This window comes from Xanthomonas rydalmerensis (assembly GCF_033170385.1).
In the GTDB taxonomy this organism is placed as follows: Bacteria; Pseudomonadota; Gammaproteobacteria; order Xanthomonadales; family Xanthomonadaceae; genus Xanthomonas_A; species Xanthomonas_A rydalmerensis.
In genome coordinates this window covers 1,815,719-1,840,329 of the sequence record NZ_CP126170.1, presented here as the reverse complement: position 1 = coordinate 1,840,329, position 24,611 = coordinate 1,815,719, and the positions used below count along the sequence as shown (strand labels likewise).

The window sequence follows — 24,611 nt, the reverse complement described above, 5'->3', positions numbered from 1 at the left end:
ACCATGACCCAACCGTGCATCCTGTGTGTCGACGACGAACCCAGCAACCTGGCGCTGATCCGGCAGCTTCTGCGCGAGGACTACGCGCTGGTGTTCGCCAAGAACGGTGCCGAAGCCCTGCGCGGGGTGGCCAAGCACCGCCCGGCGCTGATCCTGCTGGACGTCGACCTGCCCGACGTCGACGGCTACACCCTCGCCCGCACCCTCAAGGAAGATGCGCGCAGCGCGGCGATCCCGATCATCTTCGTCACCGGCAAGGACAAGGCCACCGACGAGAGCATCGGGTTCGACGCCGGTGGCGTGGACTACATCACCAAGCCCTACTCGCCGAGCATCCTGCGCGCGCGGGTGCGCACCCACCTGTCGCTGGTCAGCGCCACCATTCTGGCTGACAGCCACCGCGACGCGATCGAGATGCTGGGCATGGCCGGCCACTACAGCGACTCGGACACCGGCACCCACATCTGGCGCATGGCCGCCTACGCCCGTGCGCTGGCGCTGGCCGCCGGCTGGACGCGCGAGGACGCCGATCTGCTGGAACAGGCCGCGCCGATGCACGACACCGGCAAGATCGGCATTCCCGATGCGGTGCTGAAGAAGCCCGGTCCGCTGGACGCCGCCGAGTGGCAGGTGATGAAGCGGCACCCGCGGATCGGCTACGACATCCTCAGCCGCAGCAGCGCGCCGCTGTTCCGCCTCGCCGCCGAGGTCTCGCTGTACCACCACGAGCACTGGGACGGCGGCGGCTACCCGGCCGGCGTCTCCGGCACGCAGATTCCCGAATCGGCACGCATCGTGGCGCTGGCCGACGTGTTCGATGCCCTCACCTCGCCGCGCCCGTACAAGGACGCGTGGCCGCTGGAACAGGCGATGGAGCTGTTCCGCGAAAAGGCAGGCAGCCAGTTCGAGCCGCGCCTGGTGCAGTTGTTCGAGGCGATCCTGCCGCAGATCCTGCAGATCCAGCACTACTGGAGCGAGCGCGAGGCGGAGGAAGACCTGCCGCAACGCGGCAAGGCGCAGGCCACGCTGCGGCACCACGGCAGCTGATATAAGCCCCTCTCCCCCCGGGAGAGGGGTTGGGGTGAGGGTACGGCGCGAAGCGACTCGCAGAGATGGAGGACACGAGGCTTCGCCCGTACCCTCATCCGCCCCTTCGGGGCACCTTCTCCCGGATGGAGAAGGAACAGCGCACTACGCTCCGCGACGGGCGTTACCGGTAACGCCATCGCGCTGAAGCCGCTCCCACAAAAACAGACGCGGCGCCGCGCGCTCAGCGCCGCTGCAAGCGCCAGGCGCGGTGGATGCGCGGGTTGCGCTCGAAATCGGCGTCGATGGTCTGCGCGCTGATCTCCTCGCACACCGCGAACTCGGCCAGCGCGTTCTCGTCCAGCTTGAAGCGGCGGAAATTGTTGGAGAAGTACAGCACGCCTTCGGGCATCAGCCGCGCCACCGCCGCGCGCAACAGCCGCACATGCTCGCGCTGGATGTCGAAATCCTCGGCGCGCGCGGAGTTGGAGAAGGTCGGCGGGTCGCAGAAGATCACGTCGTAGCGGTTCTTCTCCGCTTCCAGCCAGCTCAGCGCGTCGGCCTGCACCAACCGGTGCTGGGCGCCGCCCTTGCCGTTGAACGCCAGGTTGTCTGCGCACCACTGCAGGTAGGTGCCGGACAGATCCACGCTGGTGGTGGAATCGGCGCCGGCTACCGCCGCCTGCACGCTGGCCACGCCGGTGTAGCAGAACAGGTTGAGGAAGCGCTTGCCGCGCGCCTGCTGCGCCATCACCCCGCGCAGCGGACGGTGGTCGAGGAACAGTCCGGTATCCAGGTAGTCGAACAGGTTCACCCGCAGCAGCGCGTCGTGCTCGCGCACCACCAGGAACTCGCCGCGCTGTTCGAAGCGGCCGTACTTGCTGCCGCCCTTGCCGCGCTCGCGGGTCTTCAGCGCCACCTGTTCGGCCGGCACCGCGAACACCTCGCGCACGGCCGCCAGCAGTTCGTTACGGCGGCGGCGCACGTCCACATCGGGAATGCTGTCCGGCGCCGCGTACTCCTGCACGTGCAGGAAAGTGCGCGCCTGGCCGCCGTCCTCCTGGTACACGTCGATCGCCGCCGCGTACTCGGGCAGGTCGGCATCGTAGGCGCGGTAGCAACTGATCCGCTCGCGCGTGCGCCAGGTCTTGAACTTGCGCAGGTTCTTGCGCAGGCGGTTGGCGACCATCTGCGCACCATCGCTGAGCGCACGCGGTTCTTCGCTAGCACCGGCCCGCGGCGCGATCGCGATCGGGTCGCAGACGATCAGCGGGCATTCCAGCGCGCCGTTGAACATCTGGTACTTCTTGGCCGCGCGCAGGCCGGTGGCATAGGCCAGTTCGTCGCTGCCGCACAGCAGGCTGGCGCGCCACTGCGGCACCGCGCGCTTGAGCGCATCGCCCAGGCGCCGGTACAGCGCCGCGTCGGCGGCCAGGCGCTCGTCGTAGGGCGGGTTGCACACCACCGTACCCAGTGCCTGCGCCGGCGCAGGCAACGCGACGACGTCGTGCACGGCGAAGGCGATCGCCTCGACCACGCCGGCCGCCAGCGCGTTCTCGCGCGCCGCGCGCAGCGCATGCGGATCGATGTCGCTGCCGTACAGCACCGGCCGCAACGCGGCACGACCCACCTGGGCGCGCTGCCGCGCCTCGGCCAACAACCCGCGCCAGGCCGCCACATCGAACCCCAGCCAGCGGCTCGGCGCGGCGTCCGCATCGGCGTCGCCGCGCTGCTGCGCCGCCAGTTCGCCACGCAGCAGGCCCGGTGCGACATCGGCGGCCATCAGCGCGCCTTCGATCAGCAGCGTACCGCTGCCGCACATCGGATCCAGCAGGCCACCGCCCTGCGCGTACAGCGCCGGCCACTGCCCGCGCAGCAGCACCGCCGCGGCCAGGTTCTCCTTCAGCGGCGCCTCGTTCTGCGCCTGGCGCCAGCCGCGCCGATGCAGCGAGCCGCCGCCCAGGTCCACCGACAGCGTGGCGCGGCCCTTGCGCAGCGACAGGTTCAGGCGCAGGTCCGGGTGCTCCACGTCCACCGACGGCCGCTCCAGGCCCTCGCCGCGCAGCGTGTCCACCACCGCATCCTTGACCCGCTGCGCCGCGAAGCGCGCGTGGGTGATGCCGGTGCCGGACACATGCGCGTCCACCGCCAGGGTGTGCTGCGGCGCCAGATGGTTGCGCCACGGCAGCGCGGCCACGCCGGCGTACAACGCCGCCTCGTCGGGGCAATCGAAGGACTGCAGCGGCCACAGCACGCGGCTGGCCAGGCGCGACCACAGCACCGCGCGCTGCGCGTCCTGCAGGGTGCCTTCGGCATTGACCCCGGCGACGGTGGCGGTGGCCTGCGCCGCGCCGAGCGCGAGCAGCTCATCGACGAGCAGGTATTCCAGGCCCTTGGCACAGGAGACGAAGAATTTCACGGAAGGCGGACCAGGACAGACGGGAGGGAGGCACGGCGGACACCGCGCGCGTGGCGCATCGCAGCGCCGGATCCGGCGTTGCCGCGGCCGCGGATCGGGGGTGAGCACGCGAACGCGCCGCACCGCAACGGCGCGCAGAATACCACAGGGCCTGTGCGCCCCTGCCAGGCGCGCAACGCCCTGGCGTCATGCGCGCCGCGACCGTCACGGGCCTCGCGCGCCTGGTACAGCGACGTCGCCCGTTGCCGCTCACGCCGCGACCGACCCGCGCCGTGGCAGGTGTGCCGGCGGCGCCACGGACACTGCAGCCTTGGCGCGCGCCGCATCGCTCAATGCGAGGCGACGAATCCTGCGCCGGGCATGGCCGGCGGTACCGCGAAATCGGCGCGCAGGCGCCGTGCCTCCGCCATCGGCGGCCGGCCGAACAGACGTTTGAACTCGCGGGTGAACTGCGATGCGCTCTCATAGCCCACCGCGTGGCCGGCGGCCGCGGCGGTCATGCCCTCGCGTGCCATCAGCAGGCGTGCCTGGTGCAGGCGGATCGATTTCAGATACTGCATCGGCGCGACCTGGGTCACCGCCTTGAAATGCGCATGGAACGAGGGCGTACTCATCCCGGCCTCGCGCGCCAGCTGCGCGACGTCGAGCCGTTGGGCGTGGTCACGGTGGATGCGCCGCAGGGCGCGACCGATGCGGCCGAAGTGGCCCTGTTGCGCCAGCGCCGCGCGCAGCCCGTGGCCTTGCGGGCCCGTCAGCACGCGGAAGTACAGCTCGCGCACGAGGGCGCGGCCGAGGATCGCCGCGTCCAGCGGACGGCTCAGCACCTGCAGCAGGCGCTGCACGATCTGCCGCAAGGTGTCGTCCATCGGACTGGACACCATGCTCGCCGGCGCCTGCGCCTCCGGCACCGGACCGATCTGGTCGAGCTCGACCAGCAGCCCCGCCGCAAGCGGGAAATCCAGATGCAGGTACAGCGCCAGCAACGGCCGCTCCGCGCTGCCGTCGGACTGCATGGTGAAGGGCACCGGGACGGCGACGGACAGATAGTGCTGCTCGTCGTAGACGAACACCGATTCGCCGAAATGGCCGCGCTTGGCGCCCTGGCAGACGATGACGATGCCCGGGTCGTACAGCACCGGCGTGTCGGTCAACGGCCGGTCCGAACGCAGCACCCGCACATCCGGCAATGCGGTCAGGTTGTAGCCCTCCTGCGGCGCCAGGGCACGCAGCAATTCCACGGTACTGGCGACGGCAGTCATAGAAACAGGCAAGAATTGCAGAGATCGCGGCATCGGACCGGCGCGTCGATCATCGCATCATTCGCCGCTCATCCCCTCAGGAGCGTGCCATGGCGCCGCAGAAAACCTTGCTCATCACCGGCGCCAGCAGCGGCTTCGGCCGCGCGCTGGCCCAGGCGGCGCTGGCGGCCGGACATCGCGTCGTCGGCACCGTGCGCAGCGCGCAGGCGCGGCAGGAGGTCGAGGCGCTGGGCGCGGCGGCGCTCGCCCGTGTGCTGGACGTCACCGACGTCGACGCCATTCCCGGCATCGTCGCCGAGATCGAAGCCACGGTCGGGCCGCTGGACGTGCTGGTCAACAATGCCGGCTACGGCCACGAGGGAATCCTGGAGGAGTCGCCGCTGGACGCCCTGCGTCGCCAACTCGAGGTCAACGTGGTCGGCGCCGTGGCGATGATGCAGGCGGTGCTGCCCTCCATGCGCCAGCGGCGCCGCGGGCACATCGTCAACATCACCTCGATGGGGGGCTTCATCACCATGCCCGGCATCGCCTACTACTGCGGCAGCAAGTTCGCGCTGGAGGGCATTTCCGAGGCATTGGGACAGGAGGTCGCCGCGCTGGGCATCCACGTGACGGCGGTGGCGCCGGGGTCGTTCCGCACCGACTGGGCGGGCCGCTCGATGGTCAGGACGCCGCGCAGCATCGCCGACTACGATGCGCTGTTCGATCCGATCCGCGACGCCCGCCAGGCCAAGAGCGGCCGCCAGCTCGGCGACCCGGCCAAGGCCGCGCAGGCCATGCTGGCGCTGATCGACGCGCCTGCGCCGCCCGCGCACCTGCTGCTGGGTAGCGACGCGCTGGCCCTGGTGCGCGACAAGCTCGACCGCCTGAAGGCGGATATCGCCGCATGGGAGGCAGTGAGCCGTGCCACCGATGCCTGAGCGAGCACCGACGGAGCGCCTGGCGAGGCGCAACCTCGCCACCATCGCCCCACGGTGCAGGCAGCAGCGCTGCAGGGAGCCACGACGCGCGGGCGCATTGGCCGTCCACCCCCGTTCCCGCACGCCGCACAACCGCCAGGCCGCCGGACGACACGAGTACGCCGCCAGCGCGGCGACGCCGCCGCATCCACTCACCACGGCGTCAGCCGCCACGCCTCGGAATCGGCCTGCAGGCGCTGTTGCAGGCGCAGCGTGTCCAGGAAGTCCGCATCGTGCGACACCACCAGCAGCGCGCCGGGATACTGCAACAGCACGGCGCGCAGCGCGTCGCGAGCCTCGCGGTCCAGGTGGTTGTCCGGCTCGTCCAGCAACAACAACTCGGCCGGCGGCGTGCGGTAGAAGGCGCACGCCAGCGCGGTCTTCAGCCGTTCGCCGCCGCTGAGCTGGCCGCAGGCCACGCCGATGCGCTGCGCGTCCAGGCCGAGCAGGGCCAGCCGCGTGCGCAGCTCGGCGAGCGCGATGCCGGGTGCCGCGGCCTGCACCTGTGCCAGCGCGGTGGCGGCCGGGTCCAGCAGCATCAACGACTGGTCCAGATAGGCGCTGGCGGCGCGCACCCGGCAACTGCCGGACAGCGCCGCCACCTGCCCGGCCAGCGCGCGCAGCAGGGTCGACTTGCCGCTGCCGTTCGCTCCCACCACGCCGATCCGTGCCCTGCCCTGCACCACCAGGTCCAGCGGCTGCCGTGTCGCCGGCGCGAACGGCAGTCGCAGCGCCTGCAGCTCGACCAGGCGGCGGCTGGCCGCATCGGCCGGCGGCGGCGCGAACAGCGCCACCGGCGCATCGGGCTGCACCTGACGCGCGGCCTCGGCGATCCGCGCCAGGCTGCGCGCCTGCGTGGCCTGGTGGTCGCGCACGCGCTTGCCGGCGCTGTCCTGGCTGCGCTGCTTCTGCCGGCCGAGCAGGATCGGCGCCTGGTTGGCCGTGCCGGCCTGCTGCCGGCCACGTGCGCTGCGGCGCTGCTGTCGATCGTGCTGCGCCTGCCAGGCGACGCTGTCGCGCGCGTGCTGCAGCTTGTGCTGCGCCAGTTCGGCCTGCGCGGCGTCGCGCTCGCGCGCCCGGCACTGCAGGTAGAACGCGTAGTCGCCGCCGTAGTCGCGCAGCCCGCCAGGCGACAGTTCCAGCGTGCGCTGCATGTCCTGCAGCAGCAACGCATCGTGGCTGATCACCAGCAGGCCGCCCGGCCAGCGCTGCAGCGCCTCGCGCAGGCGCTGGCGCTGCGCCGCGTCCAGGTGCAGCGTCGGCTCGTCCAGGATCAGCGCATCGGCATCGGCCAGCCAGGCGCCGATCAGCGCCACCCGCATCGTCTCGCCGCCGCTGAGCGTGCTGGCCAAGCGTTGCGGCTCCAGCGCGCCCAGGTCGTGCGCGTGCAGCTGCGCCTGCAGGCGCTGGGCGATGTCCCAACGCTCGCCGAGCGCGTCGAAATCCGCCACGTCGGCGCTGCCGGCCTCGATCCGTGCCAGCGCCCGCAACGCAGCGCCCACGCCGGCCAGGTCGGCGACGGTGGCGTGCGGCGCCGGCGCAATCTGCTGCGGCACGTAATGCAGGCGGCCGTGGCGCACGCAGCGTCCGGCGCTGGGGGTCAGTTCGCCGGCGAGCAGGCGCGCGAACACGCTCTTGCCGACGCCGTTGCGGCCGACCAGGCCGGTGCGCCGCGCATCGAGCGCAAAGTGCAGATCGGAAAACAGGATCCTGCCGTCGGGCAGAACATGGGTCGCGCTGTCCAGCGCAAGCAGCGGATGCGTCATGGGAACCTCCATGGATGCCGGTCGTGCCCGCCGAGAGATCGGCAGGAAGGACGAAGGCCGTCGCGAAGACGGCGGCATCAATGGCGCATCGGCGGAGTTCCTCGATGGGTGGGACGCGGGACGATGCTAGCGCACCGCGCGCCCGAAGGGCCACGGCGCGCCGCGCTGGCTCAGGCAGCGGACAGAAATGCCGGGTGGTAGGCCACCTCGGCCATCGGCGGCAGGCGCTCGCCGAAGGCCAGCGCCTGGAAGGCATCCAGCGGCGCACCCGGCAGGGTCAGCCCGGGTTCCGGGCTGAAACCGAAACGTGCGTAGTACGCCGGGTCGCCCAGCACCACGCAGCCTGCCGCGCCCAGCGCCTGCAACTGCGCCAGCGCCTCGCGCACCAGCCGCGTGCCCAGGCCCTGACGTTGGTGGCCTGGTCCCACCGACAGCGGCCCCAGGCCGTACCAGCCGCGGCTGCCGTCGGACAGGCTCACTGGCGACACCGCGACGTGGCCGACGACGTAACCGTCGTGCTCGATCACCAGCGACAGGGTCAGCGCGCCGTCCGCGCGCAGCCGTTCGATGATGGCCTGCTCGTCGTGGCGGCTGTCTGCGACGCGGAAGAAGGCGACCAGGGTCAGCGCCTCGATCGCCGCCGCGTCGGCCGGCCGCTCGGCGCGCAGCAGCAGCGCATCGGGTGCGCTCACAGGCGCTCCAGCAGTTCGGCGAAGGCCTGCGCCGAGGTCGCCACGTGCTCGCCCAGGCGGTGCGTGTCGTCGACCAGCAGCAGCCGCGCGGCGCGCGCCTGCGCCCAGGCGATCACCTCGCCGGCGGGAATCAGTTCGTCGCGCCAGGCGTGCACCACCGAGATCGGCACCGCTGCCGCATCCAGCGCCGGCATGTGGCCCATCCGCGTCGGCGGCACCATCAGGAACAGGCCGCGCACCGGCACGTGCAGCGACACCTGCGCGGCGATGTAGGCGCCGAGACTGGAACCGGCCAGAACGACCGGTCCGCGCTGCGCCGCGGCCTGCGCCAGTTCCAGCAGGCGCTGCAGCCGCGTCGGCACGTCGCCGAGCGGGCTGATGTCGCGGCGCGCGTCCAGGTCGGTGTAGTCCGGGCGCGAGTGGCTCCAGCCCAGGCGTTCGGCCACCTCGGCCAATGCGGTCACCTTGATCGCGTCCGGCCCGCTCTCGAAGCCGTGCGAGAGGATGCAGTGGCCGCGGCTCACAGCGCCACCACCGCATCGCCCAGCCGCAGCGTGCCGCCGTGCACGATACGCGCGCACAGTCCGCCGTGGCCGCGCATGGCGTTATAGCCGCCCGGCCCCAGCGCCTGCTCCATGCGCGAGCACGGATCGCACGGCGCGATGCCTTCCAGCTCGACCTCGCCGATCCGGAAACGGCGCCCCTTCAGGGCGATCAGCGGAATGCCGGAGACCACCACGTTGCGTCGCAGGGTGGCCGGCGCCACTGTCGCATGGCCGGCCAGCGCGGCGATCGCCGGCAGGTGTTCGGCCTGGATCAGGGTCACGCCGCGCTTGCCGTTGCGGCCGGCGTAGCGGTCGCCGTGCAGGCCGCCCTCGGTCTGCGCCGCAGCGGCGTCGACTTCGTGCATCGGCACGTCGCGCGCCGGGCGCAGGCCGATCCATTCCACGCGTCCGGCGCGCGGCAGTGTGGCCAGCAGGGTCGCCAGCGGGCTTTCGGAATTCAGGGTCATCGGCGAATGCTAGCATCCGCGCATGCCGCCCACCTCGCCGTTGCCGATCCACGATGCGCCCCTGCCCTACGTCGGACTGCTGGAGGAGCGTGCGCCGGACAGCATCACGCTGGCGGTGATCCACTGCACCGAACTGCCGGACCTGGCCAGCGCGCGCCTGTACGGCGAACGCGTGCTGTATCCATCGGGCACCGGCAACAGCGGCCATTTCTACATCGATCGCGACGGCAGCGTGCACCGCTACGTGCCGCTGCAGCGGATCGCACACCACGTGCGCGGCTACAACCAACAGTCGCTGGGCATCGAACTGGTCAACCGCGGGCGCTATCCGCTGTGGCTGGATTCGCGCCACCAGGCGATGACCGAGGACTACGCTCCGGCGCAGATCCAGGCGCTGATCCGGCTGTTGCAGCAGTTGCGTACTGAACTGCCGAAACTGCGCCACATCGCCGGACACGAAGCACTGGACCGCAGCCTGGAACCGGCCAGCGACGATCCGACGCGGCAGGTACAGCGCAAGCTCGATCCGGGACCCCGCTTCCCGTGGCCGCAGGTGCTGGAGGCGGTGGCGCTGGCGCCGTATGCGCCACCCGTTGATCGCGCCCCAGCGTAGGAGCGGCTTCAGCCGCGACCGGACTTCACCGGGAACGGTCCGGTCGCGGCTGAAGCCGCTCCTACGCGATTTTCCACGCGCGCTCAGCGCGCGCCGACGTAGTTCTTCTCGCCGGCGGTCACCGCCACGTCCAGGCGATTGCCGACCGGCGCCAGCGGACACACCACGTGCGAGGTGAACGCGCATGGCGGGTTCTGCGCCAGATTGAAGTCCAGCACGATGCGGTCGCCCTGCGGCGTCGGCACGAACAGATAACGAGCGCCGCCATAGCTCTCGCGGCCGCTGGTGCGATCGGAGAACGGCAGGAACAGGCGCTGGCTGGCGCCGTCGCGCAGCACCTGCAGGCGGTAGCGCCGCCCCTGCAGAACGAATTCTGCGCTGCCGACCAACGCCAGCGGCTGCGGCGTTCCGATCGAGGTGAGCAGCACCATCGCCTGCGGCGCCGGCACCGGATGCCAGTCGGCCACCACCCGCCACTGCGGATCGATCGGGAAGTAGTCGATGCCGGGGAAGCGTTCGCGCGCCGGCGCTTGCGGATCGCGGAAGCGCCAGCCGAACAGGTTGCCGGTGCGCACCACGTAGAACTCCTGCGCACCCAGCATCAAGCGGGTCTGGGTGTCGTGCGCCGCGTCGGTCTCCAGGCGGCCACCAGCGAACGGCTGGCCGTTCACCTGCACCGTCGCGTCCGCCGCGGGCTGGAAATGCACGCCGTCCTGCAGATCCACCTGCAGCACGCCCAGATGCGCCGGACCGGCCGGCAACTGCACGTCGTTGTCGGGTGCGCTGCCGACCCGGTGCAGGCCGCTATGCAGGCGGCCGGAGCCGGTGAAACTCAACCAGCCCGACGGTGCGCGCAGCGTCGCCAGGCGCTGCGCGCGGCCTCGCTGCACAGATTCGCGATAGTGCGTGGCCGATTGCGCGCGCGGCGAGGCATCGGCGCCATCGTCCGCCGCGCGTCGGTCGCCGCAGGCGGCCAGGCCCAACAGCATCGCCAGCCCGCAGGCCTCACGCCAACGCATGGTGCCGCCCCGGTCGCGTGTCATCGTGCATGCGTTCCGTATGCGCCGACGCCGGCCCTAGCCGATGGCGCGCGGCCGCGCCGGATCGGCGATCCAGCCGCTCCAGGAGCCGGCATAGACGCGCGCGCCGTGCAGGCCGGCGTGTTCCAGCGCCAACAGCAGATGGCAGGCGGTGACGCCCGAGCCGCACATCAGCACCACCTCGCGCGGATCGCGGCCCTGCAGCAGCGGCTGCAACTCCGCGCGCAGTTCCTGCGCCGGGCGCAGGCGACCGTCGCGCAGGTTCTGCGCCAGCGGCCGGTTGAGCGCGCCCGGCACGTGCCCGGGCAGCGGGTCGATCGGCTCTACCTCGCCGCGGAAGCGTTCGCCGGGGCGCGCATCGAACAACCAGCCCGGCGCCTCGTGCAAGCGTGCAGCGACCTCCTCGGCAGAGACGATGCGCGCCGCATCGAAGGCCTGCGGATACGGCGGCAGCGGCGACGGCGCGGTGACCGCGTCGGTTTCCGGCAGGCCCAGCCGGCGCCATTCGGCCAGGCCGCCGTCGAGCACCGCGACACGGCGATGGCCGAGCAGTCCCAACATCCACCACAAGCGGGCGGCAGCCATGCTGCCGTCGCCGGCGTCGTACACCACCACCTGGTGCTGCGGGCCGATACCCCATTGACCCAGGGTGCGCGCGAACGCGGCGGCGTCCGGCAGCGGGTGCCGGCCCAGGCCGGGACGGCCAAGATCGGACAGATCGGCGTTGAGATCGGCGTAGACCGCGCCGGGCAGGTGCGACTGCGCGTACGCCGCACGTGCCGCCGCGGCGGCGCTCGGATCGAGCAGCGCGGCTGGCGCGAAGCGCGCGTCGACCAGGCGCAGATCGGGATCGTCCAGCGCCGCCGCCAGCGTCGGCGCCTCGACCAGGGTGTGCCATGCGGGGGACGTTGCGGTCATGCGGTTTGCTCCAATCGGCGGCGCAGGTTGAGCAGGATCGCCGCGGTCGCGCCCCAGATCCGCTGGCCGGGCCAGCCGTACTCCAGCACGACCCGCGGGCGTCCGCGGTAATCGGTCTCGATGCTGCGCAGGTTGTCCGGCGCCATCAGGTAGGCCAGCGGCACTTCGAACACCTCCGCCACCTCGCCCGGATGCGGCTGCGGCACGAAGCGCGGATCGATCGCCGCGACCACCGGCATCACCCGGAAGCCGCTGATGGTGACGAACGGATCCAGGTAACCCAACGGCTCGGCCTGCGTCGCCGCCAGCGCGATCTCTTCCTCGCTCTCGCGCAGCGCCGCGGCCACCGCATCGGCGTCGCTCGCCTCGATGCGGCCGCCGGGGAAACTGACCTGGCCGCCGTGGTGACGCAGGCTGTCGGTGCGCCGGGTCAACAGCACATGGGTGCCATCGGCGCGCGGCACCAGGCCGGCCAGCACCGCCGCTTCCACCGGCGCGCCGTCCGGCAGCAGGTCCTGCAATTCGTGGTGGTTCCAGCCCGGCCCCGCTGGCGGCTGCTGCAATGGGTGCAGCGCGCGCAGCAGATGCGCGCGTTCGGCCAGACGCTGCGCCGGCGACGGCGACCAGCCGCGGCCCGGCAGCACCTCGTCCATGTAGCGGCGGCGTTCGGCGTCGCTCATGCCGCGCCAGCCTGCGATTTCGTCGCCGCTGCGCAGGCAGCCCACGCAATAGCCCTGCGCATCGAGACGGCAGATACCGATGCAAGGCGTGAGCGGGGCATGCGGAACGGGATCCATCGGATTCGACACCTTGCCAGCCTAGCGCGATTCGTCGGCGCCGTCGTTGCCTGCCAAAAAAAATTGCGCCGGCATCGCTGCCGGCGCAATCGTCGTGCACTGAAACAGCGTGCTTACTTGACGCTGACCAGCTTGATCTCGAACTGCACCGCCACGTTCGGCGGGAACGGCGTACGCGGGTCGGCACCGTAGGCCTTGTCCGGCGGCAGGGTCACTTCCCACTTGGAGCCGGCCGGCATCTGCAGCAGCGTGTCGCGCATGGCCTGCATCTCGACTTCGCTGACCTTGATCGACGGAATCTGCTGCGCCGGACGCGCCTGCGCCGGACGCTGGCCGAACGGATACGGACCAGCCACTTCCAGCTGCACCGTGCTGGCCTGGGTCGGCTTGGCGCCCTTGCCGGCCTCGATCACGCGGTACTGCACACCGCTGGGCAGCGTCTGCACGCCAGCCTTGGCCTTGTTCTGGGCCATGAACTGGTCGCTCTTGGTCTTGTTCTCGGCAGCGGCCTTCTCGTAGTCGGCCTTGGCCTGCTGGGCGCGGGCCTGCTCGCGCTTCTGGAACGCTTCCACCGCCGGCTTCAGCTGGTCGGCGCTGACCGCCGGCTGCTTCTTGGCGTAGGCGTCCTGCAAGCCCTTCACCACCGCATTGATATCGAGCTGCTCGCCGCGGCCGGTGAGTTCGGCAAGGTTGTTGCCGTAGTCGTAGCCGAAGTAATAGCTCAGCTTGCCCTTCTCGGACGAGGTGTCCTGGGCGAACGCATTGCCGCTCAGGGCGAGGGCCGCGACAGCGACCGCAATAGAACGCAACTTCATCAAACAATTCTCCAGGGTGGTGGCACAGGGCGGCCCGTGCCGCCTGAGATGACGCGTTAGGATAGCCGCCGCGGCGCGTAACCGCTACCGACGACGCTGCTCTGACTGGCGCGGCCCGCCCAGAGTTCCCATTACTTTTTTTTAACAACCAGGAATGCACATGTCCGGCACGCCGGTCCTCGCCGATACCCAGGGTGCGATCCGCATCCTCACCGTGAATCGAGCCGACAAGCTCAACGCCTTGAATCGCCAGGTTTTGCAGGCACTGGAGACGGCCTTCGCCGAGGCCGCGGACGACCCGCAGATCCGCGTGGTGGTGCTGACCGGCGCCGGCGAGAAGGCCTTCGTGGCCGGCGCCGACATCGCCGAAATGAACGAACTGACACCGGTGCAGGGCCGCGATTTCTCGCAGCTCGGCCAGCGCCTGATGCGCCGGATCGAGCGCATGCCCAAGCCGGTGCTGGCGATGGTCAACGGTTTCGCCCTCGGCGGCGGGCTGGAACTGGCGATGGCCTGCCACCTGCGCGTCGCCGCCGAGGGCGCGCGCCTGGGCCAGCCGGAGATCAACCTCGGGCTGATTCCCGGCTTCGGCGGCACGCAGCGCCTGCTGCGGCTGGTCGGCCGCGCCGCGGCGCTGGAACTGTGCCTGCTCGGCGCGCCGATCGACGCGACGCGCGCGCTGCAGCTGGGCCTGGTCAACCGGGTGGTGACGGCCGACGACCTGCGTGCGACCACGCTGCAGTTGGCGCAGCAACTGGCCGAGTCCGCACCGCTGGCGTTGCGCGGCATCCTCGACGCGATCCAGATCGGCGGCGAAAGCGCGATCGAACAGGGGCTGGAGTACGAGACCGCACAGTTCGGTTTGCTGTTCTCCAGCGAGGACATGCGCGAGGGCACCCGCGCCTTCCTGGAGCGGCGCCCGCCGCAGTTCCGCAACCGCTGAGCCCGCGCACGATGTCGCACGCCCCCGCTCCCGCCACGCCGCTGCAGTTGCTGCGCTGGATCCTGGACGACGATCTGGATGCCGCGATCGACGGCGGCCTGATGGAGTACCGCGGCACCGACCCCGGCGACGATGGCTTGGACCCGGCGCATCCGCATCTGCGCGCGCAGGTGCTCGCCGCGCAGCAGCGCCTGCGCGAGGCGTGGGCCGCGCGCGCGCGCTACCGGGCGCGCACTGCGCGGCTGGAACGCCTTGCCAACGCGCGCCAGGCACGGCGTGCGGCAACCATACCGGTTGCCTCGACCTCGGCCGCAACCACGGCCGCACCGAGCGCGCCGGCCCTGCCCGCGGCGGCCGCGGCGATCCTGGCCCGCGCCAAGGCCAAGGCCGCGCAGCGAGGCGGCCGATGAGCGCGACCGCCGGCGCGCCTGCACGGCGCGGACGCCTGCTGAGCAAGGACGAGATCCACGAACTGTTCTCGCGTCTGTCCGAACTCAACCCCAGCCCGACCACCGAGCTCGAGTACACCACGCCGTTCGAACTGCTGATCGCGGTGATCCTCTCCGCGCAGGCCACCGATGTCGGCGTCAACAAGGCCACCCGCCGCCTGTATCCGGTGGCGAACACGCCGGCGGCGATCCTGGCGCTGGGCGAGGACGGGCTGAAGCGCTACATCTCCACCATCGGCCTGTTCAACGCCAAGGCCAAGAACGTCATCGCCACCTGCCGCATCCTGGTCGAGCAGCACGGCGGCGAGGTGCCGCATTCGCGCGCCGCGCTGGAAGCGCTGCCCGGGGTCGGCCGCAAGACCGCCAACGTGGTGCTCAACACCGCCTTCGGCGAACCGACGATGGCGGTGGATACGCACATCTTCCGCGTCGCCAACCGCACCGGGCTGGCCCCAGGCAAGGACGTGCGTGCGGTGGAGGATGCCCTGCTCAAACGCGTACCCGCGCAGTTCCTGCACGACGCGCATCACTGGCTGATCCTGCACGGCCGCTACGTGTGCAAGGCACGCAAGCCCGACTGCCCGCAGTGCGCGATCCGCGACCTATGCCGGTACAAGGACAAGACGCCGGGTTGAGTGGGCTGCATCAGTGTCTTGAGCATTGGCCGGTGCAGCGCCCGGCAATGTCGGCGCCGGCAACGTGTACGCCACGCGACGTCCGCCGCTGCGCTCGTCGCGACTGAAGTCGCTCCTACAATAGCGTTCCGCGAGCCGAAACCTGATGTTGTGGGAGGAGCTTCAGCCCCGACAGCAGCCGACACCGTGAACCTATCGCTGCGCTCGTCGCGGTTGAAACCGCCCCTACAACTCCACCTGGAACGCTCGCTGGATGCAGCACTTGTAGGAGCGGCTTCAGCCGCGACAATGTCCGCAGCAAACACTATCCACCTACGTCCGTCGCGGTTGAAAAGCGCGCCTGCAGCATTTCGAATGGCCAACCGGAACACTGCCGGCCACGACATCCACTACGCCGCACGCTGCCCTTCCACGCGCCGGTCCAGTTCCTTCCAGTCCACCACCAGGGCGCAGCCGCGCGCCGCGGCGTTGCGGCTCCAGTCGCGCAGCAGTTCCAGGCACGCGTGGTCGACGTGGCGCAGCCGCGCCACGTCCAGATGCAACTCGGTGTTCGGCGGCAGCCGCTCCAGGGTCCGCGCCATGGTCGGCACGCGCAGGAAGGTGGCCGACCCCTCCAGCGACAGGCGCAACTTGCCAGGACCAGTACCGGCATCCGTGCCGCCGGCGTCTTCGTGCGCATGCACTCCCACCGTCAGCCGCGACTGCTGCAGCGCCAGGCGCAGCAGCGACAACGCAAAACCGATCAGCACGCCGGTCAGCAGGTCGGTGGCGACGATGGCGAAGGTCGTCGCCAGGTAGATCGCAGCGGTGCCGCGGCCGTACGCGGCCAGGTCGCGCACCTGCCCCAGCTTGACCATCTTCAGCCCGGTGTAGACCAGGATGCCGGCCAGGCACGCCACCGGCGTCATCCGCAGCAGCCACGGCAGCAGCAGCGCGAACACCAGCAACCAGCCCGCGTGCAGCATGGTGGAGACGCGGGTGGCCGCGCCGGCCTGCACGTTGGCCGCGCTGCGCACGATCACGCCGGTCATCGGCAACGCGCCGAGCAAACCGCACAGCATGTTGCCCACGCCCTGCGCGGCCAGTTCGCGGTCGTACTGGGTTCGCGGTCCCTGATGCATGCGGTCCACCGCCGCCGCCGACAACAGCGTCTCGGCGCTGGCGATGAAGGCGAAGGTGAGCGCCGACAGCAGCAGCGTGGCATCGAGCACGCCGAGCATGTCGTCCAGGCTCGGCACCCGGATCGCCGAGAGCAGGTTAGCCGGCACGTCGACCTTGCGTACATCCAGCCCCTGCGCTTGCACCAGCGCGGTCATCGCCACCACCGCCAACAAGGCGCCGGGGACGAAGCGCAAGCGCTGCGGGCGCAGCCGCTCCCACGCCAGCATGATCGCGATGGTGCCCAGACCGATCAGCAAGGCGACGCGGCCGACGCCTGCATCCAGCGCGCGCCACAGCGCCGCCGGCAAGGCGGCGAAGTTCTCCAGGCCGCGCGCCTTCGGCGCCGCATCCAGCAGCACGTGCGATTGCGAGGCGACGATCAGGATGCCGATGCCCGAGAGCATGCCGGCGACCACCGCCGGCGAGGTCATGCGGAACCACACGCCGGCGCGGCACAACCCGGCCACCAGCTGGATCGCACCGGCCAGCAGGATCACCGGCCCCAGCGCCGCCACCCCGTGCGTGCGCACCAACTCGAATACCAGCACCGCCAAGCCTGCGGCCGGACCGCTGACCTGCAACGGCGAGCCGGCGATCAGCCCGACCACCAGGCCGCCGACGATGCCGGTGATCAGGCCGGCGGCCGGCGGCATGCCCGACGCGATCGCGATGCCCATGCACAGCGGTAAGGCGACCAGGAAGACCACCACCGAGGCCAGCAGGTCGCGACCGAAGGCGCCGCCGCGCAGGTAACGGGCCAGCGCGGAAGCGCCGGCCGGAGCGTGCTCTGTCATCGTTTGCATAGGCGGCTCCTCAGACGGCGACGTTGCGCAGGACCGGGGCCAGCCGCGGCGGCGGCGTGGCATCGGGCGGGCGCCGGCCCGCTTCCGGCAGCAGCGGCAGGAACCGCCCCTGCTCCGCGTCGAAGGCGCGGATCTCGCCATGGCCGATGTCGTAGATCCAGCCGTGGATACGCAGGGCGCCGCGCGCCAGCCGCGCCGCCACCACCGGCTGCGTGCGCAGGTGGTCCAGCTGCGACACGACGTTCTCCTCGGTCAGGCAGTGCAGCGCATCCTCGGCATGGGCGGCATGGCCGTGCTGCGCGGCGACCTGGCGCGCGCTGTCGGTGTGCTTGAGCCAGGCCGCCACGGTCGGCACGTCCTGCAGGGATGCGGGATTGAGCACGGCCTTCATCGCGCCGCAATCGGTATGGCCGCAGATCACGATGTGCTCGACCTGCAGCACCGCCACCGCGTACTCGATCGCCGCGACCACGCCGCTGACGTGCTGCGAGTATGGCGGCACCACATTGCCGATGTTGCGGTAGACGAACAGCTCGCCGGGCTGCGCGGCGAACATCAGTTCCGGCATCACCCGCGAATCGGCGCAGGTGATGAACAGCGTGTGCGGGGTCTGGCCGGCGGCGAGTTGCCGGAACAGCCCGCGTTGACGGGGATAGACCTCGTTGCGGAAATGGCGAAAACCGTCGAGCAGACGTTGCATGGGGGATCTCCAGGCACAGGGGGAGAGAGGCCGTGCCGCACTTGGCACGACGCAGACGCAAACAGCAGAGAAGGATCGGCATCGCCAGCGGCGATGCAGGCGTCAGGCTGGAGAGGGAGGACGCAGCGCGGGACGGCGATAGCTGCGGCCAGGCGCTGCCGATGGCGCCGGCAAGATCGGCCGGATCAGGAGGGTCGGCGGAAACAACGCCGGCGCGACCGCAAGCGGTGCGTCGTGTGGATCGGTATCGGCGGCTGGCGCGTCCAGCTCGGGCGGCACCCCATCGAGGTCAGCGTCGACATCGCCGGCGCAGGCGCTCGCACACAGCGCCGCCGGCACCGCCGCCACGACCGATCCTGCACGGAGCGCGGACAGCGCCAGCAACGCGGTCAACATCAACATGGACAGGCGGGCGAGCATGGTTCGACAGTAGGAAGGCGCGTCGTCGATGACAAGTGCTGCGCCGCACAATTCACCGCATCGTCCACGGCGGTCGACGCAAACCGTGAAAGGCACCCCGGCACGGGCCCATCGTGCAGGCATCGGCGATCACGCCGCAAAAAAGAAAGGCGGCGCAATGCGCCGCCTTTCGTACAACCTGCGGGAATCCGCGAATCAGAACGACAGGTCGCCCCAGACGCCGAATTCCTTGGTTTCCACGTCGGTCTTCTTGGAGTTGTTGTCCTGGTGCGTGTACTTGTACACGGTGGCCAGCTTCAGGTTCTTCAGCACCGGGAACTCGACGCCGACGTTCCAGTACTTGTCGGCCAGGGTCGGGTCGAGGGTCTTGCTCAGGTCGGTCTTGTCGTAGCGGGCGAAGGCGTTGATGCCGCCGTCGGTCAGCGCCACGCTACCCCACACCGACCAGCCGCTGGACTTGTCGGTGGCCGGGGTCAGCACGTTGTTGAGGTTCTTGGCCTGGAAGTACTCGCCGCCCAGACGGAAGTTGGAATCGGCGTAGGCGACCATCGCGTCGGCGCGGGTGTAGTCGTGCTGCGCGTCGAGGATGTCGGTTTCCTTGCCCAGCTTGCCCGAGTAGGCGCCGACGGCGATGGCCAGGTTCTGCATCGGCATGTAGGCCACGCGGCCTTCCACGTCCATGCCCTTGCCGCGGGTCGGGTTCTTGTAGCCGGCGCCGTTGACCACCGACATCGCGTAGTTGACCTGCGAGCCCAGGTCGCCGAAGGCGTGCAGGCCCCAGTCGGAGGAGTTGGCGTACTTCAGGCGATCGGTCAGGGTGTTCTCGACGTAGCGGTAGCCGTAGAACTTCTCGACGAACGGCACCCACGGCATGTCGGCGGCACCGATGCGCAGCGCGAAGGCGTCGTCGAACTTGCCCTGCACGTAGGCCTTCTTGACGAACAGCTGGGTGTTGGACAGCGCCGAGCTGTACTGGAAGTCGGTGGTCAGGTTGGCCGACCAGATCTCGTTGAAGCTGTGGTCGACGGTCAGGTAGAAGCGCTTGACGTCCAGACCGGTGCCGCTGGCGGCGGTCTTGGCGCCGCCGCTGGTGCGGTCGATGTTGGTCAGGTCGAAGAACATGCGACCGCCGATCTTGTTGTCGTTGACCAGCTTGGCGAGCTTGTCGACCTTGGCGGCGCTGGCCTGCGCCGTTTCGGTCGCCTGGGCCTGCACGACATTCACTTCCGACTGCGCGTCGGACTGCGCCTGCAGGGCTTCGGACTGCGCCTGCAGCTGCTGGACCTGGGTCTGCAGCGCTTCGATCTGGGCCTGCAGCTGCTGCAGCTGGGCAGCGCTGACGGCGGGTGGGTTGCTGCTGGCCTTGGCCTTCGCCGCGAACGCCTGCGGCGCCGACGCGAGGCCGAGGCTGGCGAGGATCGCCGTGGCGAGAAGATGGGAACGCATTAGGATGTCTCCGATGGGTGGTGGCAGGGTGGTATGGGTGCGGTGCGGCCCCAGTGCGATGGCCCGACCATTTGTAAAGATTCCGTCAAAGACATGACGGTTTTGAGTCAACCTCATGTCTGAACGAAGGCACCCCTTGCCGGGAAGGCTGTCACCGGAATGACATCTGATTTTCTTCAGACGTTCATGAAAAAGTCTTGGAATGCAGCCGATGCCGGCCAGGGGTGCCGGATACCACCTATTTCAGGAGTTCTCCCGATGCGTTCCCTCAAGCTCCGACTGCTGGCAGCCGCCGCGGTCGCTACGTTTTCGCTCGCGGCGCAAGCCACCGATGTCACCGGCGCAGGCTCCAGCTTCGTCTACCCGGTGCTGTCGAAGTGGTCGGCTGCCTATGCCGAGAAAAGCGGCAACCGCGTCAACTACCAGTCGATCGGCTCCGGCGGCGGCATCGCGCAGATCCAGGCGGCCACGGTCGATTTCGGCGCCTCCGACAAGCCGCTGAGCGGCGCGGAGCTGGAAAAGTTCGGCCTGGGCCAGTTTCCGGTCGTGATCGGCGGCATCGTGCCGGTGTTCAACGTGGCGGGCGTGGCCCCGGGCGCGATGAAGCTCGACGGCACCGTGCTGGCCAACATCTTCCTCGGCAAGATCAGCAAGTGGAACGACCCGGCGATCGCCGCGCTGAACCCGGGCCTGGCCCTGCCCGACCTGAAGATCACCATCGTGCACCGCTCCGACGGTTCGGGCACCAGCTTCAACTTCACCAACTACCTGTCCAAGGTCAGCCCGGAGTGGAAGAGCAAGGTCGGTGAAGGCACCGCCGTGCAGTGGCCGGCCGGCATCGGCGGCAAGGGCAACGAAGGCGTGGCCGCCTACGTCAAGCAGATCCGCGGCGGCATCGGCTACGTCGAGTACGCCTACGCGCTGCAGAACAAGCTCAACTACGCCGGCATGAAGAACGCCGCCGGCCGTTTCGTGATGCCGGACGACAAGACCTTCTCCGCTGCCGCCGCCACCGCGGACTGGAAGTCGGCCAAGGACTTCAACCTGATCATGACCAACGCGCCGGGCCAGGACGCGTGGCCGATCACCGCCACCACCTGGGCCATCATGTACAAGAAGGCCAAGAAGCCGGCGTCGTCGAAGGCCGCGCTGGACTTCTTCAAGTGGTCGTTCGAGCAGGGCCAGCCGCAGGCCAAGGCGCTGGACTACGTGCCGCTGCCGGAGCCGCTGGTCAAGCAGATCGAAGCCTACTGGGCGCAGAACATGAAGTAAGCCGGCGTCTCGCCCATCCGGCACTCGCGCGCCGGCACGGCGATACCCCGAAGGCGCGGACCGCAGGGTCCGCGTCTTTTTTTGTCCGGTAACGCGGACGCGCAACCGCCAGCCATTGGCGCGCATCCCCCGCCCTGCCACGGCCTTGCGGGACGGCGTGCCTGGCGCATCCCGTGATGGCGTCCGCAACCAATCCGCAAGTCATCTGGCTGTAACAAAAATATCATTTCATAGCGAGCATCCGCCGGATGTCCCGGTGCTCTTCGCTACGGAGTGACCCTCATGAAACTGCAGCCGGCGCGCATTGCCGTCCTGTCCCTCGCCCTGGCCTTCGCCGTCACCGCCTGCCAGCCCGGCAACGGCGACAAGCAGGGTGCCGCCGATACGGCAGGCGGGACGCCCGCTGCCGCCCCGGCCGCCGGCGCCAAGACCGCGGCGGAGATCTCCGGCGCCGGTGCCTCCTTCATCTACCCGCTGATCTCCAAGTGGTCGGCCGACTACAACGCGGCCACCGGCAACAAGATCAACTACCAGTCGATCGGCTCCGGCGGCGGCATCGCCCAGATCAAGGCCGGCACGGTCGATTTCGGCTCCTCCGACAAGCCGCTGGACAGCGCCGAACTGGCCGCGGCCGGCCTTGGCCAGTTCCCCTCGGCGATTGGGGGGGTGGTGCCGGTGGTCAACCTGGACGGCATGGACGCGGGCAAGCTGCGGCTGACCGGCCCGGTGCTGGCCGACATCTTCCTGGGCAAGATCAGCAAGTGGAACGACCCGGCGCTCACCGCGCTGAACCCGGGCGTGACCCTGCCCGACACCAAGATCAACCTGGTGCACCGCTCCGACGGCTCGGGCACCAGCTTCAACTTCACCAACTACCTGTCCAAGGTCAGCCCGGAGTGGAAGGGCAAGGTCGGCGAAGGCACCTCGGTGCAGTGGCCGGGCGGCGTCGGCGGCAAGGGCAACGAAGGCGTGGCCTCGTACGTGCAGCAGATCAAGGGCTCGATCGGCTACGTCGAACTGGCCTACGCGCTGCAGAACAAGATGCCGTACGCGTCGATGCAGAACGCCGCCGGCAACTGGGTGCAGCCCAATGCCGAGAGCTTCGCCGCGGCCGCCGCGTCGGCCGACTGGGCCAACGCCAAGGACTTCAACCTGGTCATCACCAACGCCGCGGGCGCGCAGGCGTGGCCGATCACCGCCACCAACTTCATGCTGATGCACAAGCAGGCCAAGGACCCGGCGCGCAGCAAGGCGACCCTGGCGTTCTTCAAGTGGGCCTTCGAGAAGGGCCAGCCGCAGGCCGACGCCCTGCACTACGTGCCACTGCCGCCGGAGCTGGTGCAGCAGATCGAGGCGTACTGGGCCAAGGAGTTCAAGTAAGCGCGACAGCGCTTCCGCCCTCGCCGGTGGAAGCACGCGCGCCGACGCGTGAGGCGTCGCGCGCGCGCCGGCACCGGCGCTGCATCGTGCAGCGCCGGTCGCCGTCTCGGCATCACGTACTTCGGACTTTCGGGTTCCCGCCTGTGCGGGAGCGACGCAACCACCCACCGCGCGCGGCCACCCCCGCCGCGGCCACGATCGGATCTCGCCGCCGCGCGCTCCGACACATACCGAGCCCATGAACGCCACCGTCATTCCCGAAGCGATCACTGCGCCCCGCGGACGCGACCTGCGCGACGCCCGTGCCGACCGTCTGTTCCGCTGGATCCTCACCGCCACCGTCGTGTTCGTCCTCGTCGCCCTGGCCAGCGCGGCGCTGTCGATGCTGTGGGGCGGCCGCCACGCCCTGCAGATGCAGGGCCTGAGCTTCTTCTATTCCAGCGAATGGAATCCGGTCGAGAACAAATACGGCGCGCTGGCGCCGATCTACGGCACCCTGGTCACCGCCCTGATCGCGATGCTGATCGCGGTGCCGGTGAGCTACGGCATTGCCTTCTTCCTCACCGAGGTGTCGCCACGCTGGCTGCGCGGCCCGATCGGCACCGCGATCGAACTGCTGGCCGGCATCCCGTCGATCATCTACGGCATGTGGGGCCTGTTCGTGCTGGTCCCGGTGATGACCGAGTACGGCACGCCGTGGCTCAACGACCACCTCGGCACGCTGCCGCTGATCGGCCCGATGTTCCAGGGGCCGCCGCTGGGCATCGGCCTGCTCACCGCCGGTTTCGTGCTGGCGATCATGGTGATCCCGTTCATCTCCTCGGTGATGCGCGAGGTGTTCCTGACCGTGCCGACGCGGCTGAAGGAATCGGCCTACGCGCTAGGCTCGACCAAGTGGGAAGTGAGCTGGGACATCGTGCTGCCCTACACCCGCTCGGCGGTGATCGGCGGCATCTTCCTGGGCCTGGGCCGCGCGCTCGGCGAGACCATGGCGGTGGCGTTCGTGGTCGGCAACACGGTGCGGCTGTCGCCCTCGCTGCTGGAGCCGGGCACCACCATCGCCGCGCTGATCGCCAACGACTTCGGCGAAGCCACCGAGACCTACCGCTCGGCGCTGCTGCTGCTGGGCTTCGTGCTGTTCATCGTGACCTTCATCGTGCTGGCGATCGCCCGCCTGATGCTGGCGCAACTGTCGCGCAAGGAGGGCAACTGAGATGGCCGCCGACGTCGCCCACCGCCTGTACAACCGCCGCCGCGTGATCAACGTGTTCGCGCTGCTGCTGTCCTGCCTCACCGCGCTGTTCGGGCTGGTGTTCCTGGGCTGGATCCTGTGGACGCTGCTGGCCAAGGGCATCTCCGGCATCAACGTGGACCTGTTCACCCGCATGACCCCGCCGCCGGGCGAAGAAGGCGGCCTGGCCAACGCGTTCTTCGGCAGCGCGGTGATGTGCGGCCTGGCGTTGCTGATCGGCACCCCGCTGGGCGTGGCCGCCGGCACCTGGCTGGCCGAATACGGCAACGCGCGCAAGACCGGCCAGGTGGTGCGCTTCGTCAACGACATCCTGCTCTCGGCGCCGTCTATCGTGCTCGGCCTGTTCGTGTATACGCTGTACGTGATGCAGACCGGCGGGCGCTTCTCGGCCATGGCCGGTGCGCTGTCGCTGGCCTTCATCGTGCTGCCGGTGGTGGTGCGCACCACCGACGAGATGCTGCGTCTGGTGCCGGCGCAGATGCGCGAAGCGGCCCTGTCCTTGGGCATTCCGCAATGGAAGGTGACCATCCAGGTGCTGTACCGCAGCGCTTCGGCCGGCATCGTCACCGGCGTGCTGCTGGCGCTGGCGCGCATCAGCGGCGAGACCGCGCCGCTGCTGTTCACCGCGTTCGGCAACCAGTACTGGAACAACAACATCATGCAGCCGATGGCGAGCGTCCCGGTGGTGATGAACTCCTTCGCCGGCAGCCCCTACCCCACCTGGCAGCAATTGGCCTGGTCGGGCGCCCTGGTGCTGACCGTGTTCGTGCTGCTGGTCAGCCTCGGCGCCCGCGGCATTCTGCGGCGCTACAAGACATCCAACGATTGAGCCTC

Annotated in this window: 24 protein-coding genes; 10 read left to right on the top strand and 14 right to left on the bottom strand. The window is 69.9% G+C overall.

What is annotated here, in order from left to right; translation table 11 throughout:
• Positions 1–3: 3 nt before the first annotated feature.
• The gene (locus QN245_RS07615) at positions 4–1,047 is read left to right on the top strand and encodes a response regulator (RefSeq protein WP_317844977.1); all 1,044 of its coding nucleotides are present in this window, start codon (positions 4–6) and stop codon (positions 1,045–1,047) included.
• A 223-nt stretch (positions 1,048–1,270) separates the two neighbouring features.
• Here the strand turns inward: QN245_RS07615 and rlmKL are convergent, their stop codons facing one another.
• Together rlmKL and QN245_RS07605 are read right to left on the bottom strand one after the other, a co-directional pair.
• A complete protein-coding gene (rlmKL, locus tag QN245_RS07610; RefSeq protein WP_317844976.1) occupies positions 1,271–3,445 on the bottom strand; it encodes a bifunctional 23S rRNA (guanine(2069)-N(7))-methyltransferase RlmK/23S rRNA (guanine(2445)-N(2))-methyltransferase RlmL in 2,175 nt (724 codons plus the stop codon).
• Positions 3,446–3,774: 329 nt separating this feature from the next.
• On the bottom strand, positions 3,775–4,704 hold the full coding sequence (locus QN245_RS07605) for an AraC family transcriptional regulator (RefSeq protein ID WP_317844975.1): 930 nt from the start codon (positions 4,702–4,704) through the stop codon (positions 3,775–3,777).
• An 89-nt stretch (positions 4,705–4,793) separates the two neighbouring features.
• On the opposite strand from QN245_RS07605, the gene QN245_RS07600 reads away from it, so the two are divergent.
• Positions 4,794–5,624, top strand: a complete 831-nt coding sequence (locus tag QN245_RS07600; protein WP_184447510.1) for an oxidoreductase — start codon at positions 4,794–4,796, stop codon at positions 5,622–5,624.
• A 191-nt stretch (positions 5,625–5,815) separates the two neighbouring features.
• Here the strand turns inward: QN245_RS07600 and QN245_RS07595 are convergent, their stop codons facing one another.
• The 4 genes from QN245_RS07595 to QN245_RS07580 all read right to left on the bottom strand — a co-directional run bounded on the left by QN245_RS07595 (position 5,816) and on the right by QN245_RS07580 (position 9,133).
• On the bottom strand, positions 5,816–7,429 hold the full coding sequence (locus QN245_RS07595) for an ABC-F family ATP-binding cassette domain-containing protein (RefSeq protein ID WP_160965785.1): 1,614 nt from the start codon (positions 7,427–7,429) through the stop codon (positions 5,816–5,818).
• Positions 7,430–7,599: 170 nt separating this feature from the next.
• A complete protein-coding gene (locus QN245_RS07590) occupies positions 7,600–8,121 on the bottom strand; it encodes a GNAT family N-acetyltransferase (protein WP_317844974.1) in 522 nt (173 codons plus the stop codon).
• Positions 8,118–8,645: an alpha/beta fold hydrolase gene (locus QN245_RS07585; RefSeq protein WP_160965781.1), complete on the bottom strand. Its 528-nt coding sequence runs from the start codon at positions 8,643–8,645 to the stop codon at positions 8,118–8,120. Before QN245_RS07585 ends, QN245_RS07590 begins: the two co-directional genes overlap by 4 nt.
• Positions 8,642–9,133: an MOSC domain-containing protein gene (locus QN245_RS07580; protein WP_184447508.1), complete on the bottom strand. Its 492-nt coding sequence runs from the start codon at positions 9,131–9,133 to the stop codon at positions 8,642–8,644. Before QN245_RS07580 ends, QN245_RS07585 begins: the two co-directional genes overlap by 4 nt.
• A gap of 22 nt (positions 9,134–9,155) precedes the next feature.
• Here QN245_RS07580 and QN245_RS07575 point away from each other — a divergent pair, with 22 nt between their 5' ends.
• A complete protein-coding gene (locus tag QN245_RS07575) occupies positions 9,156–9,746 on the top strand; it encodes an N-acetylmuramoyl-L-alanine amidase (protein ID WP_317844973.1) in 591 nt (196 codons plus the stop codon).
• An 83-nt stretch (positions 9,747–9,829) separates the two neighbouring features.
• On the opposite strand, the gene QN245_RS07570 is transcribed toward QN245_RS07575, so the two are convergent.
• The 4 genes from QN245_RS07570 to QN245_RS07555 form a co-directional block, all read right to left on the bottom strand.
• A complete protein-coding gene (locus QN245_RS07570; RefSeq protein ID WP_425612948.1) occupies positions 9,830–10,735 on the bottom strand; it encodes a DUF1684 domain-containing protein in 906 nt (301 codons plus the stop codon).
• A gap of 87 nt (positions 10,736–10,822) precedes the next feature.
• Positions 10,823–11,704 carry a sulfurtransferase gene (locus QN245_RS07565; RefSeq protein ID WP_317844971.1) on the bottom strand — a complete coding sequence of 294 codons (882 nt, stop codon included), beginning with the start codon at positions 11,702–11,704 and terminating at the stop codon, positions 10,823–10,825.
• On the bottom strand, positions 11,701–12,501 hold the full coding sequence (locus QN245_RS07560) for an NUDIX hydrolase (protein WP_160965771.1): 801 nt from the start codon (positions 12,499–12,501) through the stop codon (positions 11,701–11,703). The genes QN245_RS07565 and QN245_RS07560 overlap by 4 nt, the downstream gene beginning before the upstream one ends.
• Before the next feature lie 113 nt (positions 12,502–12,614).
• Positions 12,615–13,316: an FKBP-type peptidyl-prolyl cis-trans isomerase N-terminal domain-containing protein gene (locus QN245_RS07555; protein WP_160965769.1), complete on the bottom strand. Its 702-nt coding sequence runs from the start codon at positions 13,314–13,316 to the stop codon at positions 12,615–12,617.
• 160 nt (positions 13,317–13,476) lie between these two features.
• Between QN245_RS07555 and QN245_RS07550 the strand changes: the two genes are divergently transcribed.
• Genes QN245_RS07550 through nth form a run of 3 tightly spaced genes read left to right on the top strand, consistent with a single transcriptional unit; the run spans position 13,477 to position 15,343 of the window.
• Positions 13,477–14,259, top strand: a complete 783-nt coding sequence (locus tag QN245_RS07550) for an enoyl-CoA hydratase/isomerase family protein (RefSeq protein ID WP_317844970.1) — start codon at positions 13,477–13,479, stop codon at positions 14,257–14,259.
• A gap of 11 nt (positions 14,260–14,270) precedes the next feature.
• Entirely contained in the window at positions 14,271–14,669 is a 399-nt protein-coding gene (locus tag QN245_RS07545; RefSeq protein WP_317844969.1) for a hypothetical protein, read from the top strand.
• Positions 14,666–15,343, top strand: a complete 678-nt coding sequence (gene nth / locus QN245_RS07540; protein ID WP_160965763.1) for an endonuclease III — start codon at positions 14,666–14,668, stop codon at positions 15,341–15,343. The genes QN245_RS07545 and nth overlap by 4 nt, the downstream gene beginning before the upstream one ends.
• A 389-nt stretch (positions 15,344–15,732) precedes the next feature.
• Here nth and QN245_RS07535 read toward each other — a convergent pair whose 3' ends face one another.
• From QN245_RS07535 to QN245_RS07520, 4 genes are all read right to left on the bottom strand, one after another.
• The gene (locus tag QN245_RS07535) at positions 15,733–17,307 is read right to left on the bottom strand and encodes a SulP family inorganic anion transporter (RefSeq protein WP_425612922.1); all 1,575 of its coding nucleotides are present in this window, start codon (positions 17,305–17,307) and stop codon (positions 15,733–15,735) included.
• A 10-nt stretch (positions 17,308–17,317) separates the two neighbouring features.
• A complete protein-coding gene (locus QN245_RS07530; protein WP_184447502.1) occupies positions 17,318–18,007 on the bottom strand; it encodes a carbonic anhydrase in 690 nt (229 codons plus the stop codon).
• A gap of 102 nt (positions 18,008–18,109) precedes the next feature.
• Positions 18,110–18,427, bottom strand: coding sequence for a hypothetical protein (locus tag QN245_RS07525; RefSeq protein WP_184447501.1), 318 nt, complete (start codon positions 18,425–18,427; stop codon positions 18,110–18,112).
• Between the two features lie 195 nt (positions 18,428–18,622).
• Entirely contained in the window at positions 18,623–19,873 is a 1,251-nt protein-coding gene (locus QN245_RS07520; RefSeq protein WP_160965758.1) for a porin, read from the bottom strand.
• A gap of 258 nt (positions 19,874–20,131) precedes the next feature.
• Between QN245_RS07520 and pstS (QN245_RS07515) the strand changes: the two genes are divergently transcribed.
• The 4 genes from pstS (QN245_RS07515) (at position 20,132) to pstA (ending at position 24,606) form a co-directional block, all read left to right on the top strand.
• A complete protein-coding gene (gene pstS, locus QN245_RS07515; protein WP_184447500.1) occupies positions 20,132–21,145 on the top strand; it encodes a phosphate ABC transporter substrate-binding protein PstS in 1,014 nt (337 codons plus the stop codon).
• 282 nt (positions 21,146–21,427) lie between these two features.
• The gene (gene pstS / locus QN245_RS07510) at positions 21,428–22,525 is read left to right on the top strand and encodes a phosphate ABC transporter substrate-binding protein PstS (protein WP_184447499.1); all 1,098 of its coding nucleotides are present in this window, start codon (positions 21,428–21,430) and stop codon (positions 22,523–22,525) included.
• A gap of 238 nt (positions 22,526–22,763) precedes the next feature.
• On the top strand, positions 22,764–23,738 hold the full coding sequence (gene pstC, locus QN245_RS07505) for a phosphate ABC transporter permease subunit PstC (RefSeq protein WP_167087804.1): 975 nt from the start codon (positions 22,764–22,766) through the stop codon (positions 23,736–23,738).
• Position 23,739: 1 nt separating this feature from the next.
• Positions 23,740–24,606 carry a phosphate ABC transporter permease PstA gene (pstA, locus tag QN245_RS07500; RefSeq protein WP_160965750.1) on the top strand — a complete coding sequence of 289 codons (867 nt, stop codon included), beginning with the start codon at positions 23,740–23,742 and terminating at the stop codon, positions 24,604–24,606.
• The last annotated feature ends 5 nt before the right edge of the window (positions 24,607–24,611 follow it).

Excerpts from the sequence above, each read along its gene's own strand:
- QN245_RS07570 (WP_425612948.1), bottom strand. The coding sequence starts at position 10,735 with ATGCTGTTGGGCCTGGCCGCCTGCGGCGACCGACGCGCGGCGGACGAT.
- QN245_RS07615 (WP_317844977.1), top strand. The coding sequence starts at position 4 with ATGACCCAACCGTGCATCCTGTGTGTCGACGACGAACCCAGCAACCTG.
- QN245_RS07595 (WP_160965785.1), bottom strand. The coding sequence starts at position 7,429 with ATGACGCATCCGCTGCTTGCGCTGGACAGCGCGACCCATGTTCTGCCC.
- pstC (WP_167087804.1), top strand. The coding sequence starts at position 22,764 with ATGAACGCCACCGTCATTCCCGAAGCGATCACTGCGCCCCGCGGACGC.
- QN245_RS07530 (WP_184447502.1), bottom strand. The coding sequence starts at position 18,007 with ATGCAACGTCTGCTCGACGGTTTTCGCCATTTCCGCAACGAGGTCTAT.
- nth (WP_160965763.1), top strand. The coding sequence starts at position 14,666 with ATGAGCGCGACCGCCGGCGCGCCTGCACGGCGCGGACGCCTGCTGAGC.
- QN245_RS07550 (WP_317844970.1), top strand. The coding sequence starts at position 13,477 with ATGTCCGGCACGCCGGTCCTCGCCGATACCCAGGGTGCGATCCGCATC.
- QN245_RS07565 (WP_317844971.1), bottom strand. The coding sequence starts at position 11,704 with ATGACCGCAACGTCCCCCGCATGGCACACCCTGGTCGAGGCGCCGACG.
- QN245_RS07605 (WP_317844975.1), bottom strand. The coding sequence starts at position 4,704 with ATGACTGCCGTCGCCAGTACCGTGGAATTGCTGCGTGCCCTGGCGCCG.
- QN245_RS07555 (WP_160965769.1), bottom strand. The coding sequence starts at position 13,316 with ATGAAGTTGCGTTCTATTGCGGTCGCTGTCGCGGCCCTCGCCCTGAGC.
- QN245_RS07600 (WP_184447510.1), top strand. The coding sequence starts at position 4,794 with ATGGCGCCGCAGAAAACCTTGCTCATCACCGGCGCCAGCAGCGGCTTC.
- pstS (WP_184447499.1), top strand. The coding sequence starts at position 21,428 with ATGAAACTGCAGCCGGCGCGCATTGCCGTCCTGTCCCTCGCCCTGGCC.
- pstS (WP_184447500.1), top strand. The coding sequence starts at position 20,132 with ATGCGTTCCCTCAAGCTCCGACTGCTGGCAGCCGCCGCGGTCGCTACG.
- QN245_RS07575 (WP_317844973.1), top strand. The coding sequence starts at position 9,156 with ATGCCGCCCACCTCGCCGTTGCCGATCCACGATGCGCCCCTGCCCTAC.
- pstA (WP_160965750.1), top strand. The coding sequence starts at position 23,740 with ATGGCCGCCGACGTCGCCCACCGCCTGTACAACCGCCGCCGCGTGATC.
- QN245_RS07535 (WP_425612922.1), bottom strand. The coding sequence starts at position 17,307 with ATGCAAACGATGACAGAGCACGCTCCGGCCGGCGCTTCCGCGCTGGCC.
- QN245_RS07520 (WP_160965758.1), bottom strand. The coding sequence starts at position 19,873 with ATGCGTTCCCATCTTCTCGCCACGGCGATCCTCGCCAGCCTCGGCCTC.
- QN245_RS07580 (WP_184447508.1), bottom strand. The coding sequence starts at position 9,133 with ATGACCCTGAATTCCGAAAGCCCGCTGGCGACCCTGCTGGCCACACTG.
- QN245_RS07525 (WP_184447501.1), bottom strand. The coding sequence starts at position 18,427 with ATGCTCGCCCGCCTGTCCATGTTGATGTTGACCGCGTTGCTGGCGCTG.
- QN245_RS07560 (WP_160965771.1), bottom strand. The coding sequence starts at position 12,501 with ATGGATCCCGTTCCGCATGCCCCGCTCACGCCTTGCATCGGTATCTGC.
- QN245_RS07545 (WP_317844969.1), top strand. The coding sequence starts at position 14,271 with ATGTCGCACGCCCCCGCTCCCGCCACGCCGCTGCAGTTGCTGCGCTGG.